Source organism: Streptomyces sp. NPDC006384 (assembly GCF_042870695.1).
Taxonomy (GTDB): domain Bacteria; phylum Actinomycetota; class Actinomycetes; order Streptomycetales; family Streptomycetaceae; genus Streptomyces.
Genome location: NZ_JBIAHR010000030.1, coordinates 83075 through 100465 on the forward strand (window position 1 = coordinate 83075; position 17391 = coordinate 100465).

Consider the following 17391-nt stretch of genomic DNA (forward strand, 5'->3'; position numbering starts at 1 on the left):
AGTGTCGGTCCCCGCTGCCCAGCACGGGCGCCGGTCAGCCCTGCCCAGCCGCTCCCCTGGCGGGATGAGCGGCTGGGCCGCCTTCCTGCTGCTGTGCATCAAGGAGCTGCAGTAGCTGGTCGGCCTCAACTGATCGCTACACAGCGTGGCTACTGCTCGTGATCGCCCGGATTTACTCGGACGGTGCTCATGACCCGTCGACACTGCTCACGCTGCTGCGGATCCTAGACTGCTCTCCCGCAGGCGCAGTTCCCGGGCGTCGCGCCCCTGGAGCCAAGAGAAGATCCGGGCGCCTTTTTCGTCGTCGTCCATGTAGGCGTCGGCCTCGGTCATCTGGTGCTCGTGATCGCGGTAGTGGTACGTCACGACGGGCAGAAGTTCGCCGGCGCTGCGGCCGGTGACCGACATGACGTAGACGTAGTCCTCGCCCTTCCACAGTCCGCCGTGCCCGCCGCTGGCGCGCGCGATCTCTGTGCGCGTCAGGAGCATGGTGTGGCCGAGCGGCGGCTTGCGTTCGGGCGAGGGCCAGTACGTCCACACCTCCCCTGCTTCGTGTCGGCCAACGGGCGTGGGGCAGACCCAGGTCTTCAGGGTTCCGTCGGACAGCAAGTCGGCCGACCAGCCCGCCACCCAGCCCAGCCCTGTCTCGAGCGCGTGCCGGTAGCGGACGCCGAGGGAATCGGGCGGCAGCACGTCGTCGTCGTCAACGAAGCACGTGAACGGGGCGGTGACCTCGTTCATCGCGATGTTGCGGGCCGGTGCGGCACCCGGCTTGGGGCGGGCGCGCACGGTGACGCGGGGATCCTGGGTGATCAGCTCGGGGATGGCGTCGGCGTCGGCGTCGGGCCCGTTCGGCGCGATGATCCATTCGAAGCAGACGTTCTGCTCCTGGAGGCTTCGATAGAGGTCGAGGAAGTAGGTGCGGCGCTGTGGGGCCAGGCGCGTTGGCGTGATGACGGCGACCTGGGGGCGGGAGTGGGGGGACACGGAACCTTCCGAGGATGCTGGGTCGAGCGGGTGCTATGCGGCGCGGCGTGGGCCGAAGGGCGGACTGGCGCCCGGTCGTTGTGACCACGGACCGAGGACGTGCCGGGCCGGCAGATCAATCAGGTGCAGTCCGGGCGGCAAGGACGCGTAGAACGCTTGGAGTTCGGCGAGGCCCGGCGGCATGGCGGGGGCCCGGGCGGCCGCGGCCATGAGGAGCTTGGGGGCTTCGTCCTCCTCCCCCGGCGGGCCGGTCCAGCGCAGGACGAGCATTCCGTAGGCGTCGCCGGCCTGCTGTGTTGGCAGACCGGGGTGGTGAGGGCGATACCACCGGTGCACCAGGTCGAGGACCACGATCGGGAAGATCACTCCGATCCCGTAGGAGGCGGCCTGTACGCGGTGCTGGTTCAACTCATCACTCCTTCGTGCGTTTGCGGCGCCCCGGGTCAGCGCACACACGCGGTGGTGCGAACGGGCGCGGCAATGTCCACGGTGAGGTTCTGCAGCGCCAGGGCGAGCCGGACCCGGCAGTCCTGGGGCGTGGGCCCGTAGACCACGGCGTGGGCGACCCGGTCGTTGATCGTGCTGTGCGCGCCGGCGGTCACGGCGTCGCCTTGCTGATGTGTCCAGACCAGGCGTTCGAGCCAGTCGGCGCTGACCGCGTCGGCGCGGGCCGTTTGTAGGGTGCCGGTTGCAGGCGGGTAGCGGAATGCGACGGCAGCGCTCTGCCGTACGGAGGCGGTCAGGTCCGGGACGTCTCCGGTAGCCAGTGCGGCCTGGGCCTGCGGGAGAGATACGCCGGTGGCGAGGTGGACCAGGCGGGGGACGAGGTCGCCGCCGAGGCGGGCGTTGATTTCGATGATGTGCGGGCCTTGACTGGTGAGGCGTACCTCGACGTGCAGGATCCCGCTGCTCACCCCTACCGCCTTAATCGCCTCGGTGACGATGCGGCGCAGGACCTGGTCGTCCAGGAGCGGATCGTCGGCATCGACGAGGTGGCCTGTCTCCAGGAAGGCCGGCTCCGGGCCGAGCTGTTTGCGGGTGACCGCCGCGATGTGAACGTCGCCGCGCCCCTGTACGACACACTCGACGCTGATCTCGGGCCCGCGCAGGTACTCCTCGACCAGGACGCCGGTGACCGCATTCTTCTCGAGACCGATCAAGGTGGCACCGGCCGCTTCCTGGAAGGCGGCGATGACCTGTTCGCGGTTGTCGGCGCGCCGCACTCCGGCGCTGCCGCCCAGACCGCGGGGCTTGATGACGACGGGGTAGCCGATGATGTCGGCGGCCGCGGCCGCTTCTTCGGCGCTGCGGACGAGGACGGAGCGGGCGGACGGGACGCCGTGCTCCGCGAGGAGTTGGCGGGTGCGGGCCTTGTCACGGCAGGCGGCTGCGGCCTCCGGAGCGGCGCCGGGGAGCCCGAGCTCCTTGGCGAGTTGCGCTGCGAGCTCGACGTGGTGCTCGAGGTAGGTGGTCACGCCCGCGAGGGGCTGGCGCAGGGCGAGCTCGGTGACCGCGCGGGTGACCGCGCGGTGATCGTGCAAGTCGACGTCGAGCGCGTCGGTGACGTAGGGCCGGATCCAGTCAGGCGGCTGGTGGTCGAGGAGGACGAGGTCGTGGCGAGCGGCGAATTCCTGGAGAGGGAAGGCCCGGTAGGCGCGGTCGCCGGCGCCCAGGACGAGCAGGACGGGGCGGTGAGGGTCGGACATGGTGGGGGCTCCGATCAGCGAAGGGTGGGCTGTAGGTGGACGCGGCGGATGAGGGTGGCGAGGGGCCAGGTCAGAGCGGCACCGAGGAGGCCGACGGTGAAGGTGGTCGCCGCGGCGAGCTGGTCGCCGCCGTGAGTGAGGGCCCATCCCGCGAGTGCAGGGGCGATGATGACGGCGCCGGCGAGTGTGGTGCCCCAGATGCCCGCGTACAGGCCGCGGGCGGTGGGGGGAGAGAGACGGTTGAGCAGGTCGGACGCGGCGACGAAGACGACGATCTCCCCGGGGACGGCGAGGGCGGCGGTGGCGGCGTAGCCAGGGGTAGTGGAGGCGAAGCCGGCGGCGCCCATGCTCGCGCCCAGGAGGACGGAGCTGGCGGCGAAGAGACCGGTCATCGGGGTGCCGGCCGCGGCCTGGCGGCTGAGCCAGCGGTTGAGGAGCGGGGAGAGCAGCAGGACCGCTGTGGCGTTCGCGGTCTGGGTCCAGCCGTAGTCGGCAGCGGCGAGTCCGTCTTCGGCCATGAGCATCGGCAGGGAGGAGAAGAGGCTCGCGGCGCAGGTGAGGGCGCAGAGGCTGGCCAGGAGCAGCAGCCACAAGCCGCGATCGCCCAGTGCGGCGCGGTAGTTACCGGCCCTGCTGCCGTTCGAGCGGCGGGGGTGGTCGGTGGCGGGCAGGTAGTGCCAGGCCAGGAGAGCGAACAGCGCGCATGCGGCGGCGTTGACCCGGATCAGGGCCGGGATGCCCAGCGGGGCCGCGAGCGTTCCGCCGGCGGTTCCGGCGACCGCCGCGCCGACGTTGACGGCGAAGTGGCGCCATGCGTTGACGGAGGCGCGGACGCCGTCGTCGGGGAAGGTATCGGCGATCGCCACGGTGAACACCGGGCGGGAGGCGTCGTAGACGATGCCGGCGGTGAACGTGGCGGCGAGCAGCGCGGGGAGGGCTTGTGCCTGAGCGAGAAGGAGCAGAGCGACCGCGGCAAGCAGCATGGTCGTGATGAGGGTGGCGCGGTGGCCGATCCGGTCGGCGAGCCAGCCGCACATGACGGAGCCCAGCAGCCATCCGGCGCCGAAGACGGCGAGGATGGCACTGGCAGTACGGGTAGACAGGTGCAGGTCGTTGAGGTGGTACGGCAGGAACGGGTAGGTGAACCCGAGGCCGCGGACGAGGAAGGTGCCGGCCATCAGCATCCAGATCGCCGCGGGCCATCGGCATGTGGTTCCGTTCCCGGCCTGGCCGGATCGGCCGACCGGCGCGGCGGTGGTGGACACACAGACTCCTGGGGTTGCGGCGCTGACAGGCGGCGCCGTGCAAGGGAGGAGGGGCGGGGGTGCCGCCGGCGCAGGCGGCGGCACCCCTGGCGGCCGGGACGGTCCCGCTTACGGAGGAAGGGCAGGACGGGCGCCTCTTCGGGGGGCGTTGAGGCGGCCCTCGGCCGGTCCCGGCCGGGCCGGGGTAGTGCCCGGCCGGGTGTCCGTGACACGGCGTTGTAGCCGCAGAACGAGGGAGCGCCAGGGATCAGTCCAGCTGCATATAGACGCACTGCTCAAGGTAGGACTTGCTGACCCAGCCGGTCGTCCCCGTCTTCAAGCCGGTCTTGGACCTGTGGTCGAGCTTGATCTTGACCCAGGAGCCGCTGCTCGCGACCTTGGTCCCGGAGTCGCCGGTGTACAGCTGGCCGATCGCGCGGTAGCCGGTGGACGGCCCGCTGCGGAAGTTGACGCCCTTGCCGTACACCGTCCAGGTGGGGCAGGTGTTCTTCGCGGCGGCGAGGGTGGTCGGTGCCTGCGAGGGGGTGCTCGCCAGTGCGGCGGGCGCGGCCGCCATGGTGGCCGTGGCACCCATGGCGATGGTGGCCACCGCGATGCCGGCGCGGCCGATGAACTTGGTCTGCATTCGTCATCTCCTGAGCCGTGGGCTGATTTACAGATGCGCGATCCAGAAACGCGGGCAAGACGAGCTACAACATCCCGTCCACGCAGCGGAAAGCACACGCCTGAAAAGCTAGGAGAGAAAGCCTGTGGATAAGTTCCGACGATTCTCGCGCTTCAACGAAGGGCACCGTATGACCGAAAAGCCCGTCATGTGCACTGAATGATGCGTGAAGAAAGGGGCAATTCCCAGCACGCGAGGGGACCCGGTGGACGTTTGTCGGAATCAGCGCATAACTCAGGGCGTCGCGCAGCCTGGATTCTTGCTATTCGCCTGCCGACCCCTCCTGCTCAAGATGCATGCGGGTTCCGCAGGTTCAGATCGGCCTGCAGGAAATGGGGCACGAGGGAATTCGCGCGTGCAGCAGTGCGCGCAGCACGAAGGTGCGGGCTCGGCATGCCTGATCGACAGCAGCCTCAGCGAGGTCTGCCCCGGCGGGACCCGAGCCCGCGCGGGCAGACACTGGTAACTCTAAGCGGCCATGTCTCCGTACGGCACCCGGGCGCCGGTCCGCATCGCCACGCACTGGCGCTGTGCGGCTCGGATCGACGCGGCGCCGGTAGAGCCGATGAGGTCTCCGGTCTCTTCCTGGTGCCGTCCCAGTTCTCGGCTTCGATCAGGTCCGCGCATCCGCCACAGGCCGTCCAGGGCGTCTGGTTGACAGCCCCGTGGGTATCGAGCAGCTCACCCGCCGGCGACAGCCAAGCGGGACGTGGTGCCGCCAGCGGGGCCACCTGATAGAACCATTCGACTCCGCGTCCCCCACAGAAGTCGCACTGCACCTCGTCCCACACCCAGACGAGGTCGGCGTCGTGCTCATGGTCGCTGTCGCTGTCGAGGTGCTTGATCATCGTTTCTGGTGCCGCGTCTCGGCGGATGCGCTCGGCGCGGATGAGATCGCCACCACAGACTCGGCACAACGCTCGTCGGTTGCGGTCCTCGTACGGCTCTGCTCGATCTGCCGTCATCTGCTGCGGGCGCACCCGGCGCTGCCTGTGGGCTTTCCGGCGTCCCATGCGTGACACCGTATCGAGCCCTCGGGGGTGCCCCCGCGGGGCCGGACACGGCGGTACGCTCCAGCCGGAGCCGCCACCGGGCGGGCCGCGGTCCGGGGCGGGACCGTCACTGGTCTTGTCCTCCCGCCCTGGAGTCCGGGCCCTGTCGTGCGCCGCTGGAGGGGACTCAGGACAGCAGCGACCTTACCGAGGACGGTGGCCTCACGGCCGCAGATCGGCTGGTCGTTCCCACTCTCGGACATCAGCCAGGCGCCTGTGTCGTTTCGGGTGGTGCGGGTCGCGCCGCAGGACGTCCTTCTTCTCCAGAGCGAGGAGTTGGTGGGCGACGAACGACGTACTGGTCAAGCTGCCGGGCGGGCCAGCGTGAGGAGGCCGCAGCCGTACGCCTTCCCGTGTCCGATGCCGTCGGTGAGTGTCCGGCGGAGGGCATCGGGGTCGGTGACGTCGAGGAGGCCGTCGTAGGTGGCGGTTCGCAGGTGGACATCACGGCGGGTGCCGGTGCCGGTGTTGCGGGGGAAGCGGAGCACGCGGGTGGAGGTGACGGTGACGCGGGGGCCGGCGGCAGGATCGCGTTCGTCTGTGGGGATGGTGAACCCGGCGGTGGGGGCGCGGTCGAGGAGCCACTGGATCTGTTCGGCGGGCGTGGTCAGGGCGGTGCGGGTACCGCGCTGGCCTCGGTGGAACACGGCACGGGTGGGGTTGGCGGTGAGGCGGAAGCGCAGCCGCATGCCGGCGTGGAGGTGGTTGAGGAGAGGGGTGTAGGGGCGGGTGTCCCAGCCGGGGGCGTCGGGGGTGGCGAGGCGGGGCCAGCCGGCCTGTTCGACGAGGTGGGTGAGGTCGGGCGGGGTGGGGCTGAGGATGAGCAGGGTCGTCTGGTGGTCCTTCTCTTCGAGTCGCCACAGGACGCGGTGTCCGGTGGCCTGTCCGCCGGGGGGCGGGGGGAAAGCGGCTGCGACGGCGGCGTGGAGCCGCTGCGGTGAGTCGGTGAGGCGGCGGGCGCGGGCAGGGTTAAGGGGGCAGCGGGTGAGGTGGGTCATCTCAGGTCGTCCAGTCGTTCAGGGCGTCGAAGAAGTCCGGGTCGTCCGGGTGGTCGGGTTCGGCGGCCGGGAGGGTGAAGGTGGCGACGGGGCGGGCGGTGTGGCGGCGGTGGCCGGGGGTGAAGTCGGCGGGGTGGTCGTGGTGGAGGCGGGCGGCCGGGTTGGTGGGGCGGGTGTCGTGGTGGATGGTCATGCGGTGGCGGGGGTGGGCCTGCTGGTACCAGGAGGCGGCCTGCCAGGGCAGGGCCTTGAGGACCTCGACAGGGTCGGTGGCGTCGGGGAGGACGCTGTGGAGGGGGTGGCGAGCCGGGGGGCAGGAGCGGCGGCCGAGGGAGAGCGGGTGGGCAGGGTTGCACAGGGCCTGCTGGAGGCGGTCGATGAGGGGGGCGGGTCCGGCGAGCGCGGCGGTGAAGACGGCGTCGGCGAGGTAGAAGCGGTTGGACAGCGGCATGGGGCGGCCGTCGCGGGTGTGGGTGGTGTGGAAATCGCGCAGGCGGGTGCCGGGCTGGTCGGTGCGTACGGCGTAGGTGAGGGTGGCGAGTTCGGCCAGGCCCGACTTGTCGGTGCGGTCCAGGCCGGCGGCGCAGCCGAGCAGGCCGATCACGGCGGACTTGGTGGGGTGGGGCTGGGTGTCGCGATGGGTGTGCTGGGCGGTGGTGCCCCAGGACTGCAGGGGACCGGCGAGAACGAGGATGAGGACGCTCATGCGGGCTCCCGGACGGTGCTCGTGCGGTGGGCGAGTTCGGCGGCGGCGGTGTCGGCGAGGGCGGTAAGGCTGGGCACGCGTTCGGCGATGGCGTTCAGAGGTTCGGTGGCCTGCGGCTGGAGGGTGAGGAGCCAGGAGCGGGCGTCCGGGTCGCCGTAGGCGGTCTCGGTGGTGGTGATGTGCTCGGCCAGGCGCGCGGCGGCCGGGGGCAGGTGCCCGCCGGCGGTGGTCTCGACGGGGGTCTCGAACGCGCCGACGTGGTTGAAGGGCGTGCCGGTGACGGTGGCGATCAGGACGGTGGGCCGGGTGGCGTGGGCGTGGGAGGTGATCTTCCCCGACGGTACGGATTCGGCGAAGGCGCGGACGAACGCGGCCGTCACCTGCTGCAGCGTCATGGCGTCGGCGTAGTCGGTGAGGTTGGCGGCGAGGTCGGGGCCGGTGAGAACTGCGTGCCGGTAGAGAGTGGGGGCGACGAACTCGCCGCGGCCGATCATGCTGGCGCCACTGTCGGAGGTGAAGTCGTCGACGGCGGTGAAGTAGTCGGTCTCCACGGTGGTGCGGTGGACCGCGAGGGCGTGGGCGACCTGGACGGCCGCGTCGAGGCTGAGATCCTGGTCGGCGGCGACCATGCGGCCGAACAGGGCGATGTCGACCGTGTCCTTCGACGCTACGGCCTGCTTGAGGGCCGTGACGTTGGCCTTGGTCTTCAGGTAGGCGGTGATGTCGGCGGCGCCGTCGGCGGCGAGGTGGGCGAGGCGGTCGATCTGGCGGCGGCCCAGGAAGAGGATTTCCTTAGTGGCGGGGGCGGCGGTGTCCGGGCGCCGGGCTGCGGTGTCGGGGCTGGCGCCGGTGGCGGCGATGAGGACCTTCTCCGCAATGGCGGCCGTCTTCTCCTCGTCGAGGCCGGGGCACAGGGGGCCCAGGGCGGCGGTGAGCAGGCTGATGCCGTGGCGGGTCCGGACGGCCAGGTCCTGGGCGGGAACGAGGCCGGCGGTGGTGAAGTGGGTGCGCATGGCGCGCTTCCAGGACTGCGAGGAGACCCGGGCCCGCGGCACGCCGCCGTAGATGGCGGTCTTCGGGGTGCCGAGGTCGTCGCGGTTGATGTTGCTGGGGGGCAGGGTCTGCAGGGCGTGCAGGACGAGGTGGACGCTCATGGTTGAGGGTGCCTTTCGCTTCGGTGGTGCGGTTCAGGAGCGGGTGGTGGGGGCGCGGTGGGCGCGGTTCTTGGCCCGGGCGTAGGCGGTTGCCCACTGCTGGGTGGTGCGGTGGGGGCCGTCGGGCTGCTGCCAGGTGTAGAGGTCGGCGGCGAGCTGGGCGAAGTCGAGCCGGGCGGCGTCGCGCAGGAGTGGCCGCAGGCGGGGCAGGAGCTCGTCGAGGGTGTGGCAGCGCAGGACGCGGGCGAGGTCGTCCTCGGCGGTCGGACGGTCCAGCACGATGCGGGCGACGACGTGGCCGAGGACGGTGACGCGCTGGGCGGTCGAGCGGACGTGGGGGATGTCGGTGCGGGCCCACAGCTGGGCGGTGGCGGTCACCGCGGTCGCGGCCGCGACGTAGTCCTGCTCGCTCAGGCCGGGGCCTGCGTTGCCGTGGAGGTCCTCCAGCCGCAGCGAGAGCCACAGGCCGGGGGCGCCGGGCGGGTCGTTGCGGCTGAGCCGGGCCTTCTCCCCCCGGTCGATGCCCCGGGCCAGGCGGGCCTGCAGGCCGGTCAGCAGGTGGTCGGTGACGTCGCGGACCGTCACGGCGGTACGGATCGGGTTCTGGGGGACGGGTGTGGTCATACGAGCAGGTCCTCTGCGGTGGTGGTGGCAGGGGCGTTGCTTTCCAGGGCGCCGAGCGCGGCGACGTAGATCCGGGCGGCGGACAGGGCTCGGCTGCCGCTGCCCTTCGACCCGGCGACCTGCCGCGCGGCGCGCGCCAGGCACTCCCACCAACGGTCCGTCTCGGCGTCCGGGTCGTCGGTGAACTCCTCCCAGCCGGCGGTGAGGTGGGGGGCCAGGGACAGGTCTGCGCGGGACTGCACCGTCTTCGCCAGCAGGCCCAGGGTGTCGGCGGCGGTGTGCGTGATCTCCCTCTGCACCTGCCAGGGCAGTCGGGCGGCCTCCACCAGCCGGGTGCGCCGGTCGGGGTCGGCCAGCACGCCGGCCATGCCGAGGGGGGCGCTGAGGTGGATGATCCCGGACAGGGCGGCGCGGTGGCCGGTGGTGTGCTCGGCCCGCAGCACGGCCGCCTCCATGCGCATCTCCGGCGCCAGGGCGCCGCGCTCGGCGGCCGCGGTGACGTGGTCGAGGACCGCGCAGTCCCCGGCGTCCGCGCGGGAGTCATCGAGGAGGGTGGCCGGTACCCACGGCAGGAGGTGTCCGGCGCCGTCGCAGACCGTGAGCCGTGTCCCGCGTCCGGTGAGCGCGGCTCCCGGGTCAAGGCGCGCCGCGCACTGGTCGGGGCTGTCGGGCCGGTCGCCGTCGTGGAGTGCGATCCTGCTCACCCGGCCGGCGTCGTCGGCGAACAGCCGCACCCGGCGGGTTGGCCAGGTCCACCAGTCCAGCGGCCCGGCCGGCTCCCGCTTCCGCAGGGGCGCGGTGGGGGATTCCCGCTCCCACACCGGGTGGTCGCCCGCTGCCCGGGGGCCGGGCGGGCAGTTCAGGAGCAGCTCGTCCTTGAGGCAGGTGCCGGTGATCCGCAGGTGGGTCATCGTGCTGAGCGGGCCGGGCTTGGAGCCGTAGACCTTCCCGGCCCGGGTGGCAGGGTCGGCCGGGTGCCCGGTGCGGATCCCGCCCGGGTGCCAGGCCTGGAGCATCACCAGGCCCACCGCCGCATCGGCCGCGTCCAGCGGGCCGGGCTCCGCCAGCAGGTGCGAAGCGAACTGCGGGGCGCCCGAGCTCCAGGCCGCCACGTCCAGACCCCGCACGTCCTGGGTCGCCTCGGTGACGTGGGCGGACTGCCAGAACGGGCGGGCGTCGCTGAGCAGGTCAAAGCGGTCGGCGTGCGCATCGAGATAGGCGCCGATCCGGTCGGAGTCCAGGGTGGGCGCGCGCCAGGCGGCGTCCCACTGCTCCTGGCCGAGGGGCCGGTCCGCGGCCGCGTGCAGGGCCAGCAGCAGGCGCAGCAGCGCGGCGTGCTCCGGATCCGGCGCGGCCAGCTGCACCTCGTGTGCTCGTTCCAGCGCCTCGCGCAGGGACACCCGTGTGGGCCCGTTGTCGGTCACGACCGGCAGCCACGGCTGTGTGAGCAGGTCGAATTCCGCCACAGCCCCTCCTTCGTCGGCGCCTGAAACGGCGCGATGTGAATCCGTCGCCATGCACCCTGACAGCCCACCAAAAAAATGGCAAGCTAGCTGACTTGCCAATTTATTTGTGCTACCTCTGGGCTTCGTGAACGCCCTGTCTCCTCGACCGCCGGAGGTCCGTTCCTGATGCGCCGCTTCCGCTACCGGCCAGCGCCCGGGCCGCTGTGTGTGACGACGGGAACGCTGTTGTGCGGGGGACGGCGATACCATCGACCGGTCCGCAGCCATCCCCACGAGTCAGGGCCCATGACCACCCGCGAGACCCTCTCCGAGCTCATCGACCGCCTTGTCGCCGACAAGGGCCTGGAATGGGTGGAGCGGGAGATCGGCTACGACCGGGAACTGATCGAGGAGCACCTAGCCGCCGTCGCCCGAGCCCGCGCGCTCAAGGCGCCGCGCGATGGCGTCGCCCAACACCCCGACGAGGTCACCACCGACCCGCTGCCCCTGACCGACCTCGCCCTCCACCTGCGCGTACGCGACGACACCCTCTACCGGGCCCTGCACCGAGACCCCAACGCTCCCCGCCCGGCCCCCGGCACCGACAACAAGCGCTGGCACTACGCAGAGGTCCACGCCTGGTGGCCCCACCGCCGGCGCCCCGGACAGCGCGGGCCCGCCCGCCGCACCGCCGACCCTGCCGCGGACCGCCCCTCCCTGGAGCAGGAGTGAACCGCACCCGCATCGCCGAGCGCGCCGCGCCGTCCGTCCCCGCCGACATCCCCGGCCCGGCCCCCGGCGCGATGTCCGGCTGGCGGCTGATGATCACCGCCATCTCCACGCGGGCCCGCGTCGTCCGGGATCTCGACGGCATGTGGCTCACCCCCGGCGCCCGGACCGTGCTCTCCGACGGCGCCCTCGTCCTGGCCGTCGACATCCACGACGCGCCCCGCCGCTGGACGATCACCGCCCTGCGCGTCACCCCGGACGGGACGGAAGAAGCCGGGCGGTGGCAGCGGCGCAGCCCGCTCGGCCCCCGGGAGATCAACGCTCTCCGTGCCCTCCTCGCCGGCGACGCCGCCGGCCACATGGTGCGCGTCCTCGCCGAGCCGAACCCGGCTCCCGCCGTCTGCAGGGCCTGCGGCCAGGCCCTGCCCACCGGCCAGGGGCTGGCGCACCGCACCCCGGCCGGGCACGTCACCACCTGCCGTCCCTGCCCCGTCCCCCCGTTCGGCGTCAACCCGGACGCGGGCCGCTGCGCGGACTGCTCGGGCTGGGTCAGCGCCGGCGAAGGCCTCCTCGCCCCGGCCCCCGGGGCGCCCGGCCGCTACCGGCCCGTCCACCGCGCCTGCCCCGACCAGCCGCTGCCCGGGCCGCCGCTGCGCGCCGCCACCTGGTGCCTGGAGTGCCGCACCACCATCCCCGCCGGCACCGGCTACTGGGACCACGGCCCCCACCACACCCCGGGCCACTGCGCGCTCCCCGTCGACGGCCTGCCCCGCTGGAGTGTCCGCGTCCCCGCCCGCGAGAGCACTGACTGGATGCCGGGCCAGGTACGCCGGATCCAGCACACCCCCGCCGCAGGCGAGCCCGCGCTGCCCGAAGGCCTGCCCGGCGGGCGGATCCTCGCCGATACCGGCCACATGACCGTCCTCACGCACGTCCTGGACACCCGCACCACCCGGAACGGCGCCACCCTCGCGCTGGTGCGGGCCGCGACCTGGATGGAGGCCGCCCCGCTGCTGGCCGCCGAGCTCGACCAGGCGCTCGCCACCCGGCCCGACGGAGGCACCTTCCTCGCCCGAGCGGTCGTCGAGCGCATCTGCGGGGACCGCGGCTGGGTCGCCGAGATCACCGGCCACGACCCCCGCCACGGCCTGGCCCGAAAGTTCCTGCGCCCGCAGACCGACTACGACCAGGCCGACGCCCACGGACACCGCGGCGTCCTGGACGCCTGGACCCTACGGCCCCGCCGCGTCTACGAAGTCTCCCGTCCCCTGGGGCCCCCGGCGAAGGACTGGCGCTCGGTGCGCAGCCGTCTGGGCCGGCGCGCCCGCGTCACCGCCGAGCACCGCGCGTTCGTCCGGGTCACCGCCGAGGGCGACATCGTCGAGATCACCGAGAAGGAGGTACAGGCATGGCTCGCCGCGGCCTTGGAATGGATGTCCTGACCGCCGCCCGTCAGCGCATCTCCCGCCTCTTCACCGACTTCCCGTGCGTGTACGTGTCGTTCTCCGGCGGCAAGGACTCCGGTGTCCTGCTGGAGCTCGCCGCGAACGAGGCTCGCCGGCGTGGCCGCCGCCTCGGCGTCCTGATCGTCGACCTGGAGGCCCAGTACCAGCTCACCGAGGACTACATCCGCCTCATGCTCAAACGGCACGAGGACGTCCTGGACGTCTACTGGGTCGCCCTCCCGATCAACCTCCGCAACGCCGTCAGCAGCTTCGAGCCGCAGTGGACGTGCTGGGAGCCGGGCAAGGAGGACGCCTGGGTCCGCCCCCGTCCCCCTGAGGCCATCGGCGACCAAGGCTACTTCGACTTCTACGAGTACGGCATGGAGTTCGAGGACTTCGTGCCGAAATTCGGCGACTGGTACTCCCGCCAGCACGGCGGGAAAATGACCGCCTGCCTCGTCGGCATCCGCACCCAGGAGTCCCTCAACCGCTACCGGACCATCGCCAGCCGCCGCAAACAGCGCCACGACGACCTGCCGTGGACCACGATGATCAGCGCCCGCGTCTTCAACGGCTACCCCATCTACGACTGGCGCGTCGAGGACATCTGGGCCTTCAACGGCCGTCACCACGTCCCCTACAACGCGGTCTACGACCGCATGCACCAGGCCGGCCTCACCCTGCACCAGATGCGGCTGTGCCAGCCCTACGGCGACGACCAGAAACGCGGCCTGTGGCTGTACCAGCTGATCGAGCCCCACACCTGGGGCATGGTCGCCGCCCGCGTCCAAGGCGCCGAGTTCGGCGCCCGCACCGCCCGCGAGATCGGCAACGTCAGCGGCCGGATCAAGGTCACCAAGCCCGACTCCATCACCTGGGAGCAGTTCGCCCAGAACCTGCTGGCCTCCATGCCGCCCGAGACCGCCGAGCACTTCCGCATCAAGATCGCCGTCTTCATCCGCTGGCACCAGAAGAACAACGGCTACACCGACGGTGTCATCCCCGACGAAGGGCCCTTCGACAAGAAGACCCCCTCCTGGAAGCGGATCGTCAAGATGCTGCTGTCCTACGACTACTGGTGTAAGGAATTCTCCATGGCCCCGCCGAAGAGCAAGAACTCCTACGCGGAGTACAGGAAGCGGATGCAGATCAAGAAGGAAGAGTGGAGGCTCCGTGGCACCGTCTGACCGCCCCGAAACCACTCCCCCCGGCATCGCCCCCGCCGCCGGTACGACCACGCCCCGCAAGGACCACGCCGTGAGTGAGCAGACCGCCCTCCACATCCCCCTGCCGGACCAGGCTCCAGCAAGGCGGACGCCCGCCAAGAGCCCGGCACGCCGTACGCCACCACCGCCCGCCCACGGCACCGGCGCCCAGATCATCGACGCCGCCCGGCCCCTGATCGACGCGCTCGCCGACCTCCCCCTCGACGAGCGGGTGACCACCCTCAACGCCCTTCGCACACTCCTGCACGAGCAGAGTCCATTCCGCAGCGAGCCCGTGGACCTGGTGCTGTGGGAGAAGGCCGACACCGTCGAGGGCAACTCTTACAACCCCAACGCGGTCGCCCCCCGGCAGATGGACCTCCTTGAGCACTCCATCACCGTGGACGGATTCACCCAGCCCATCGTGGCCTGGCGACCTGGAGACGCCAGCGCCGCGAACGCCCCGTCCGAACCTGCCGAAGACGGCACGGTCACACCGGCCGCGCCGATCGAAGTCGTCGACGGCTTCCACCGCCACCTCATCGGCAAGCACGCCCCCGCGGTGGCCGAACGCGTACACGGCTACCTGCCGGTCACCGTCATCAACACCGACCGCGAGGCCCTGGAAGACCGCCAGGCCGCCACCATCCGCCACAACGCCGCACGCGGCGTGCACACCATCGAAGGCCTGTCCGAGATGGTCCTCCAGCTCTTGCGGGAACGGAAGAGCTTCGCCTGGTTCGAAAAGCATCTGGGCATGCAGCCCGACGAGGTCACCCGCCTCGCCCAGGTCAGCGGACTCGCCGCCGCGTTCGCCGACACGGAGTTCTCCGAAGCCTGGGAAACCGACACCGATCCCTTCAGCACCTCCAGGGAGCAGTCATGAGCCGGAACTCCGGCCGACGCCCAGTGCCCGGCGCTCGTGTCCCCAACGGCTGGGTACGCCTGACCGTCCCACCGATCCCCGACGGCATGCGGCACACCTCCTGGCGGCGCACCCTCGACGCCGTCTACCCTGGCCGAACTGGCGTTGATGCCTTACCCGGCCACTGGCTCAACCCGGGCGACAACATCGCCCTCCCTGCCGGCACCCTGCTGCTGACCGCCGACAAGACCGCCACCGGAACCGCCGTCAACGCCCGCACCCGCCGCCGGTACACCACCGAGGACGCACACCTCACCATCGCACTCCTCACCCCTGACGGCGCCCTCACTCCGTTGTGGACCCGCCACTACATCCGCGCCGCCTCCGCCTTCGGCCGGCAGGTCACCACCAAGGCCACCGCCCTGCTCAGCGCCCATCCCGCTCCCGGCGCACCGCCCGTCGTCCTCGCCGAAGCGCAGCGCCCCAACCGCCGCACCGCCCCCTGCCGCCACGACTGCGGAACGGACATCGCCCCCGGCGGCGGCCACCTCGTCGGAGCCGGACGCGACGCCAAGGTCGAGCACTGGCCCAACTGCACTACCCCCGCCACACCTCCCGTACCGCCACAGCGCAGGACCTGCGACAACTGCGACGGCCCCGGCCGCGGCCACGAAGCCACCGACTCCAACGGCATTCCCGGCCGCGTCTGCGCCCGCTGCGCCCGCGAGCCGTCCTACGCCCTCTCTTTCGCCTGAACCGACATCTTCGTCCGACACCTGGAGGACCCTGTGCCCGCTCAGCCCGACCCCGTTCTCCTGACCAACCAGGACCCCGCGTTCTATCCCACCCTCGGCCCCTACCTCGCCCGCCACGAAGTTCACAAAGCCCTCGGAGGTGTGCCCTGGGACGAAGACACCAAGACCTGGATCATCCTGAAGACACCGGACGGCGAACTCCGCGGCTTCTGCGCTGTCAACCAGAGCGCCAATCGCTCCCGCCGCACCATGCTCGAAAGCCTCTACACCCTCCCCGGTCACGACGACGCGGCGGACGAGCTGGTCCTGGCTGCCGTTAAGCACTTCGGTCACGATCGGGACTTGCACGCCATCGTTCGCCACTCCATCGCGCCTCATCACGAAGCGGCCGGTTTCCACGCCGTCAAGACGACCGTCAACATGACCACCCTGGTCCGCCGGGCCGATATCCGGGACTAACTCCCCTCGTCCTTGGCCCCGGAAGGTGTCTGACGGCCGGGGACGTGGCAGTCCCATCCGTCTTCCTGCCGGACTCTACAGGCGACGCATCACGGCGGTGACCCTGCCGAGGATGGTGGCCTCGCGGCCGCATATCGGCTGGTAGTCCTTGTTCTCCGGCATCAGCCAGACGTCCGTGCCGTTTCGTTTGAGGCGCTTCACGGTGGCCTCCCCGTCGATCATGACGGCGACGATGTCACCGTTGTTGGCGTCGGGCTGCGAGCGGACGACTACTTGGTCCCCGTCGGTGATGTGTGCGTCGATCATGGAGCTGCCGGCCACGGTCAGTACGAAGAGGTCGCCGTCGCCGACAACTTGGCGGGGCAGGGGGAACACGTCGTCCACGTGTTGCTCTGCCGTGATCGGTGTGCCGGCGGCGATGCGGCCGACCAGCGGGGCGTGGACCACAGCAGGGTTTGGTCCGATCGTCGATGGCGTTTCGCTTCCGGCAACTACGTAGGCACGGGGTCGGTGGGGAGCGCGTCGCAGGACGCCCTTCTTCTCCATGGCAAGCAGCTGGTGTGCGACGGACGAGGTGCTGGTCAGCCCGACCGCCTTGCCGATCTCACGCATGGACGGCGGGTAACCCCTGGTCTCGATCGACTCGGCGATGCAGCGCCGGATGCGCCGCTGACGATCGGTCAGCCCGTCGTCACCGGTCCGGATGCCCGGTGGGCGCCCGACGCGGCTCGTTGTGGTGACAGCCTCCATGGCGCCCTCCCCTTGGTGATCTACGCGGTTCGACCGTATCTGCCGATACCGACAGATGCGTACTGATATTCGATGTCGCGCACCTCACTTTGCAAAGTACGGCCTCACGGCATGGCGCGGCGGTCCTGGATCTCGCGGTGGACGCCTTCGGTCCGTGCCGCGTCAGTCCAGACCGAGCAGGCGCTGCAAAAGCGTGCGGCGCGGGTGCAGGGCGGGCTGGCTGGGCTCGGGGCGCCAGTCTCGGAGGCGGCACTCGGAGTGCAGGTTGCTCGGCTGGAGGCCGGGCGGCAGTCCCTCGTACGGGATGGACAGGCACTCGTCGACGGGGTTCATGCGCTCAGCCTCGCAGACGAGCGTGCCGCCCTGGGCCGACTCAGCACCACAGTGCTCGGCCAGGAGGGAAGTCGGTTCCGGTCCTTCCGGTGGGGACAAGCTTCCAGGCCGCCCGGACGCATGGCCGGCTCGCGTTCATCGGTGAGCAGCGGGGACCGGCCGGGCCTGACCCTGCCGTGCGCTGCGTTCACACTGAAGGGCGACGTTGAGGTGGTGGCGGGTGACGAGGGGAAGCAGGCCGCCCAGCCG

19 protein-coding genes are annotated in these 17391 nt (G+C 71.3%); 7 read left to right on the top strand and 12 right to left on the bottom strand.

Features of this window, described 5'->3' with window-relative positions; genetic code table 11:
* Window positions 1-207 precede the first annotated feature (207 nt).
* From ACFYOJ_RS31570 to ACFYOJ_RS31590, 5 genes are all read right to left on the bottom strand, one after another.
* On the bottom strand, window positions 208-987 hold the full coding sequence (locus tag ACFYOJ_RS31570) for a glycosyltransferase (protein WP_356559157.1): 780 nt from the start codon (window positions 985-987) through the stop codon (window positions 208-210).
* Window positions 988-1020: 33 nt separating this feature from the next.
* Window positions 1021-1395: a hypothetical protein gene (locus ACFYOJ_RS31575; protein ID WP_356559155.1), complete on the bottom strand. Its 375-nt coding sequence runs from the start codon at window positions 1393-1395 to the stop codon at window positions 1021-1023.
* A gap of 35 nt (window positions 1396-1430) precedes the next feature.
* Window positions 1431-2693, bottom strand: a complete 1263-nt coding sequence (locus ACFYOJ_RS31580) for an acetyl-CoA carboxylase biotin carboxylase subunit family protein (protein ID WP_388598355.1) — start codon at window positions 2691-2693, stop codon at window positions 1431-1433.
* A gap of 14 nt (window positions 2694-2707) precedes the next feature.
* Window positions 2708-3958, bottom strand: a complete 1251-nt coding sequence (locus tag ACFYOJ_RS31585; RefSeq protein WP_356559556.1) for an MFS transporter — start codon at window positions 3956-3958, stop codon at window positions 2708-2710.
* Between the two features lie 247 nt (window positions 3959-4205).
* Window positions 4206-4583, bottom strand: a complete 378-nt coding sequence (locus ACFYOJ_RS31590; RefSeq protein WP_388598358.1) for an SH3 domain-containing protein — start codon at window positions 4581-4583, stop codon at window positions 4206-4208.
* Window positions 4584-5431: 848 nt separating this feature from the next.
* Here ACFYOJ_RS31590 and ACFYOJ_RS31595 point away from each other — a divergent pair.
* On the top strand, window positions 5432-5641 hold the full coding sequence (locus ACFYOJ_RS31595) for a hypothetical protein (protein ID WP_388598360.1): 210 nt from the start codon (window positions 5432-5434) through the stop codon (window positions 5639-5641).
* 335 nt (window positions 5642-5976) lie between these two features.
* Here ACFYOJ_RS31595 and cas6e read toward each other — a convergent pair whose 3' ends face one another.
* Genes cas6e through casA form a run of 5 tightly spaced genes read right to left on the bottom strand, consistent with a single transcriptional unit; the run spans window position 5977 to window position 10622 of the window.
* A complete protein-coding gene (gene cas6e / locus ACFYOJ_RS31600; protein WP_356558913.1) occupies window positions 5977-6672 on the bottom strand; it encodes a type I-E CRISPR-associated protein Cas6/Cse3/CasE in 696 nt (231 codons plus the stop codon).
* 1 nt (window position 6673) lies between these two features.
* On the bottom strand, window positions 6674-7378 hold the full coding sequence (gene cas5e / locus ACFYOJ_RS31605; RefSeq protein WP_356558915.1) for a type I-E CRISPR-associated protein Cas5/CasD: 705 nt from the start codon (window positions 7376-7378) through the stop codon (window positions 6674-6676).
* Window positions 7375-8532 (bottom strand): type I-E CRISPR-associated protein Cas7/Cse4/CasC, encoded by a 1158-nt coding sequence (gene cas7e, locus ACFYOJ_RS31610; RefSeq protein WP_356558917.1) that lies wholly within the window; start codon window positions 8530-8532, stop codon window positions 7375-7377. Before cas7e ends, cas5e begins: the two co-directional genes overlap by 4 nt.
* 33 nt (window positions 8533-8565) lie before the next feature.
* On the bottom strand, window positions 8566-9156 hold the full coding sequence (gene casB, locus ACFYOJ_RS31615) for a type I-E CRISPR-associated protein Cse2/CasB (RefSeq protein ID WP_356558919.1): 591 nt from the start codon (window positions 9154-9156) through the stop codon (window positions 8566-8568).
* The gene (gene casA, locus ACFYOJ_RS31620) at window positions 9153-10622 is read right to left on the bottom strand and encodes a type I-E CRISPR-associated protein Cse1/CasA (RefSeq protein ID WP_356558921.1); all 1470 of its coding nucleotides are present in this window, start codon (window positions 10620-10622) and stop codon (window positions 9153-9155) included. The genes casB and casA overlap by 4 nt, the downstream gene beginning before the upstream one ends.
* 285 nt (window positions 10623-10907) lie before the next feature.
* On the opposite strand from casA, the gene ACFYOJ_RS31625 reads away from it, so the two are divergent.
* The 6 genes from ACFYOJ_RS31625 to ACFYOJ_RS31650 all read left to right on the top strand — a co-directional run bounded on the left by ACFYOJ_RS31625 (window position 10908) and on the right by ACFYOJ_RS31650 (window position 16059).
* Complete coding sequence (locus tag ACFYOJ_RS31625; protein ID WP_356558922.1) at window positions 10908-11333, top strand: hypothetical protein; 426 nt, start codon at window positions 10908-10910, stop codon at window positions 11331-11333.
* Entirely contained in the window at window positions 11330-12772 is a 1443-nt protein-coding gene (locus ACFYOJ_RS31630) for a hypothetical protein (protein WP_356558924.1), read from the top strand. Before ACFYOJ_RS31625 ends, ACFYOJ_RS31630 begins: the two co-directional genes overlap by 4 nt.
* Window positions 12739-13962: a DUF3440 domain-containing protein gene (locus ACFYOJ_RS31635; protein WP_356558926.1), complete on the top strand. Its 1224-nt coding sequence runs from the start codon at window positions 12739-12741 to the stop codon at window positions 13960-13962. Before ACFYOJ_RS31630 ends, ACFYOJ_RS31635 begins: the two co-directional genes overlap by 34 nt.
* Window positions 13963-14032: 70 nt before the next feature.
* A complete protein-coding gene (locus ACFYOJ_RS31640) occupies window positions 14033-14866 on the top strand; it encodes a hypothetical protein (RefSeq protein WP_356558927.1) in 834 nt (277 codons plus the stop codon).
* Window positions 14863-15600: a hypothetical protein gene (locus ACFYOJ_RS31645; protein ID WP_356558928.1), complete on the top strand. Its 738-nt coding sequence runs from the start codon at window positions 14863-14865 to the stop codon at window positions 15598-15600. The genes ACFYOJ_RS31640 and ACFYOJ_RS31645 overlap by 4 nt, the downstream gene beginning before the upstream one ends.
* A gap of 33 nt (window positions 15601-15633) precedes the next feature.
* Window positions 15634-16059, top strand: coding sequence for a hypothetical protein (locus ACFYOJ_RS31650; RefSeq protein WP_356558930.1), 426 nt, complete (start codon window positions 15634-15636; stop codon window positions 16057-16059).
* Between the two features lie 75 nt (window positions 16060-16134).
* On the opposite strand, the gene lexA is transcribed toward ACFYOJ_RS31650, so the two are convergent.
* Together lexA and ACFYOJ_RS31660 are read right to left on the bottom strand one after the other, a co-directional pair.
* On the bottom strand, window positions 16135-16809 hold the full coding sequence (lexA, locus tag ACFYOJ_RS31655; protein WP_356558932.1) for a transcriptional repressor LexA: 675 nt from the start codon (window positions 16807-16809) through the stop codon (window positions 16135-16137).
* A 162-nt stretch (window positions 16810-16971) separates the two neighbouring features.
* Complete coding sequence (locus ACFYOJ_RS31660; RefSeq protein ID WP_356558934.1) at window positions 16972-17142, bottom strand: hypothetical protein; 171 nt, start codon at window positions 17140-17142, stop codon at window positions 16972-16974.
* Window positions 17143-17391 lie beyond the last annotated feature (249 nt).

Bases quoted from the DNA above. Each gene is read 5' to 3' on its own strand.
- ACFYOJ_RS31625 (WP_356558922.1), top strand. From the start codon at position 10,908: ATGACCACCCGCGAGACCCTCTCCGAGCTCATCGACCGCCTTGTCGCC.
- cas5e (WP_356558915.1), bottom strand. From the start codon at position 7,378: ATGAGCGTCCTCATCCTCGTTCTCGCCGGTCCCCTGCAGTCCTGGGGC.
- ACFYOJ_RS31580 (WP_388598355.1), bottom strand. From the start codon at position 2,693: ATGTCCGACCCTCACCGCCCCGTCCTGCTCGTCCTGGGCGCCGGCGAC.
- casB (WP_356558919.1), bottom strand. From the start codon at position 9,156: ATGACCACACCCGTCCCCCAGAACCCGATCCGTACCGCCGTGACGGTC.
- ACFYOJ_RS31635 (WP_356558926.1), top strand. From the start codon at position 12,739: ATGGCTCGCCGCGGCCTTGGAATGGATGTCCTGACCGCCGCCCGTCAG.
- lexA (WP_356558932.1), bottom strand. From the start codon at position 16,809: ATGGAGGCTGTCACCACAACGAGCCGCGTCGGGCGCCCACCGGGCATC.
- ACFYOJ_RS31590 (WP_388598358.1), bottom strand. From the start codon at position 4,583: ATGCAGACCAAGTTCATCGGCCGCGCCGGCATCGCGGTGGCCACCATC.
- ACFYOJ_RS31660 (WP_356558934.1), bottom strand. From the start codon at position 17,142: ATGAACCCCGTCGACGAGTGCCTGTCCATCCCGTACGAGGGACTGCCG.
- cas6e (WP_356558913.1), bottom strand. From the start codon at position 6,672: ATGACCCACCTCACCCGCTGCCCCCTTAACCCTGCCCGCGCCCGCCGC.
- ACFYOJ_RS31645 (WP_356558928.1), top strand. From the start codon at position 14,863: ATGAGCCGGAACTCCGGCCGACGCCCAGTGCCCGGCGCTCGTGTCCCC.
- cas7e (WP_356558917.1), bottom strand. From the start codon at position 8,532: ATGAGCGTCCACCTCGTCCTGCACGCCCTGCAGACCCTGCCCCCCAGC.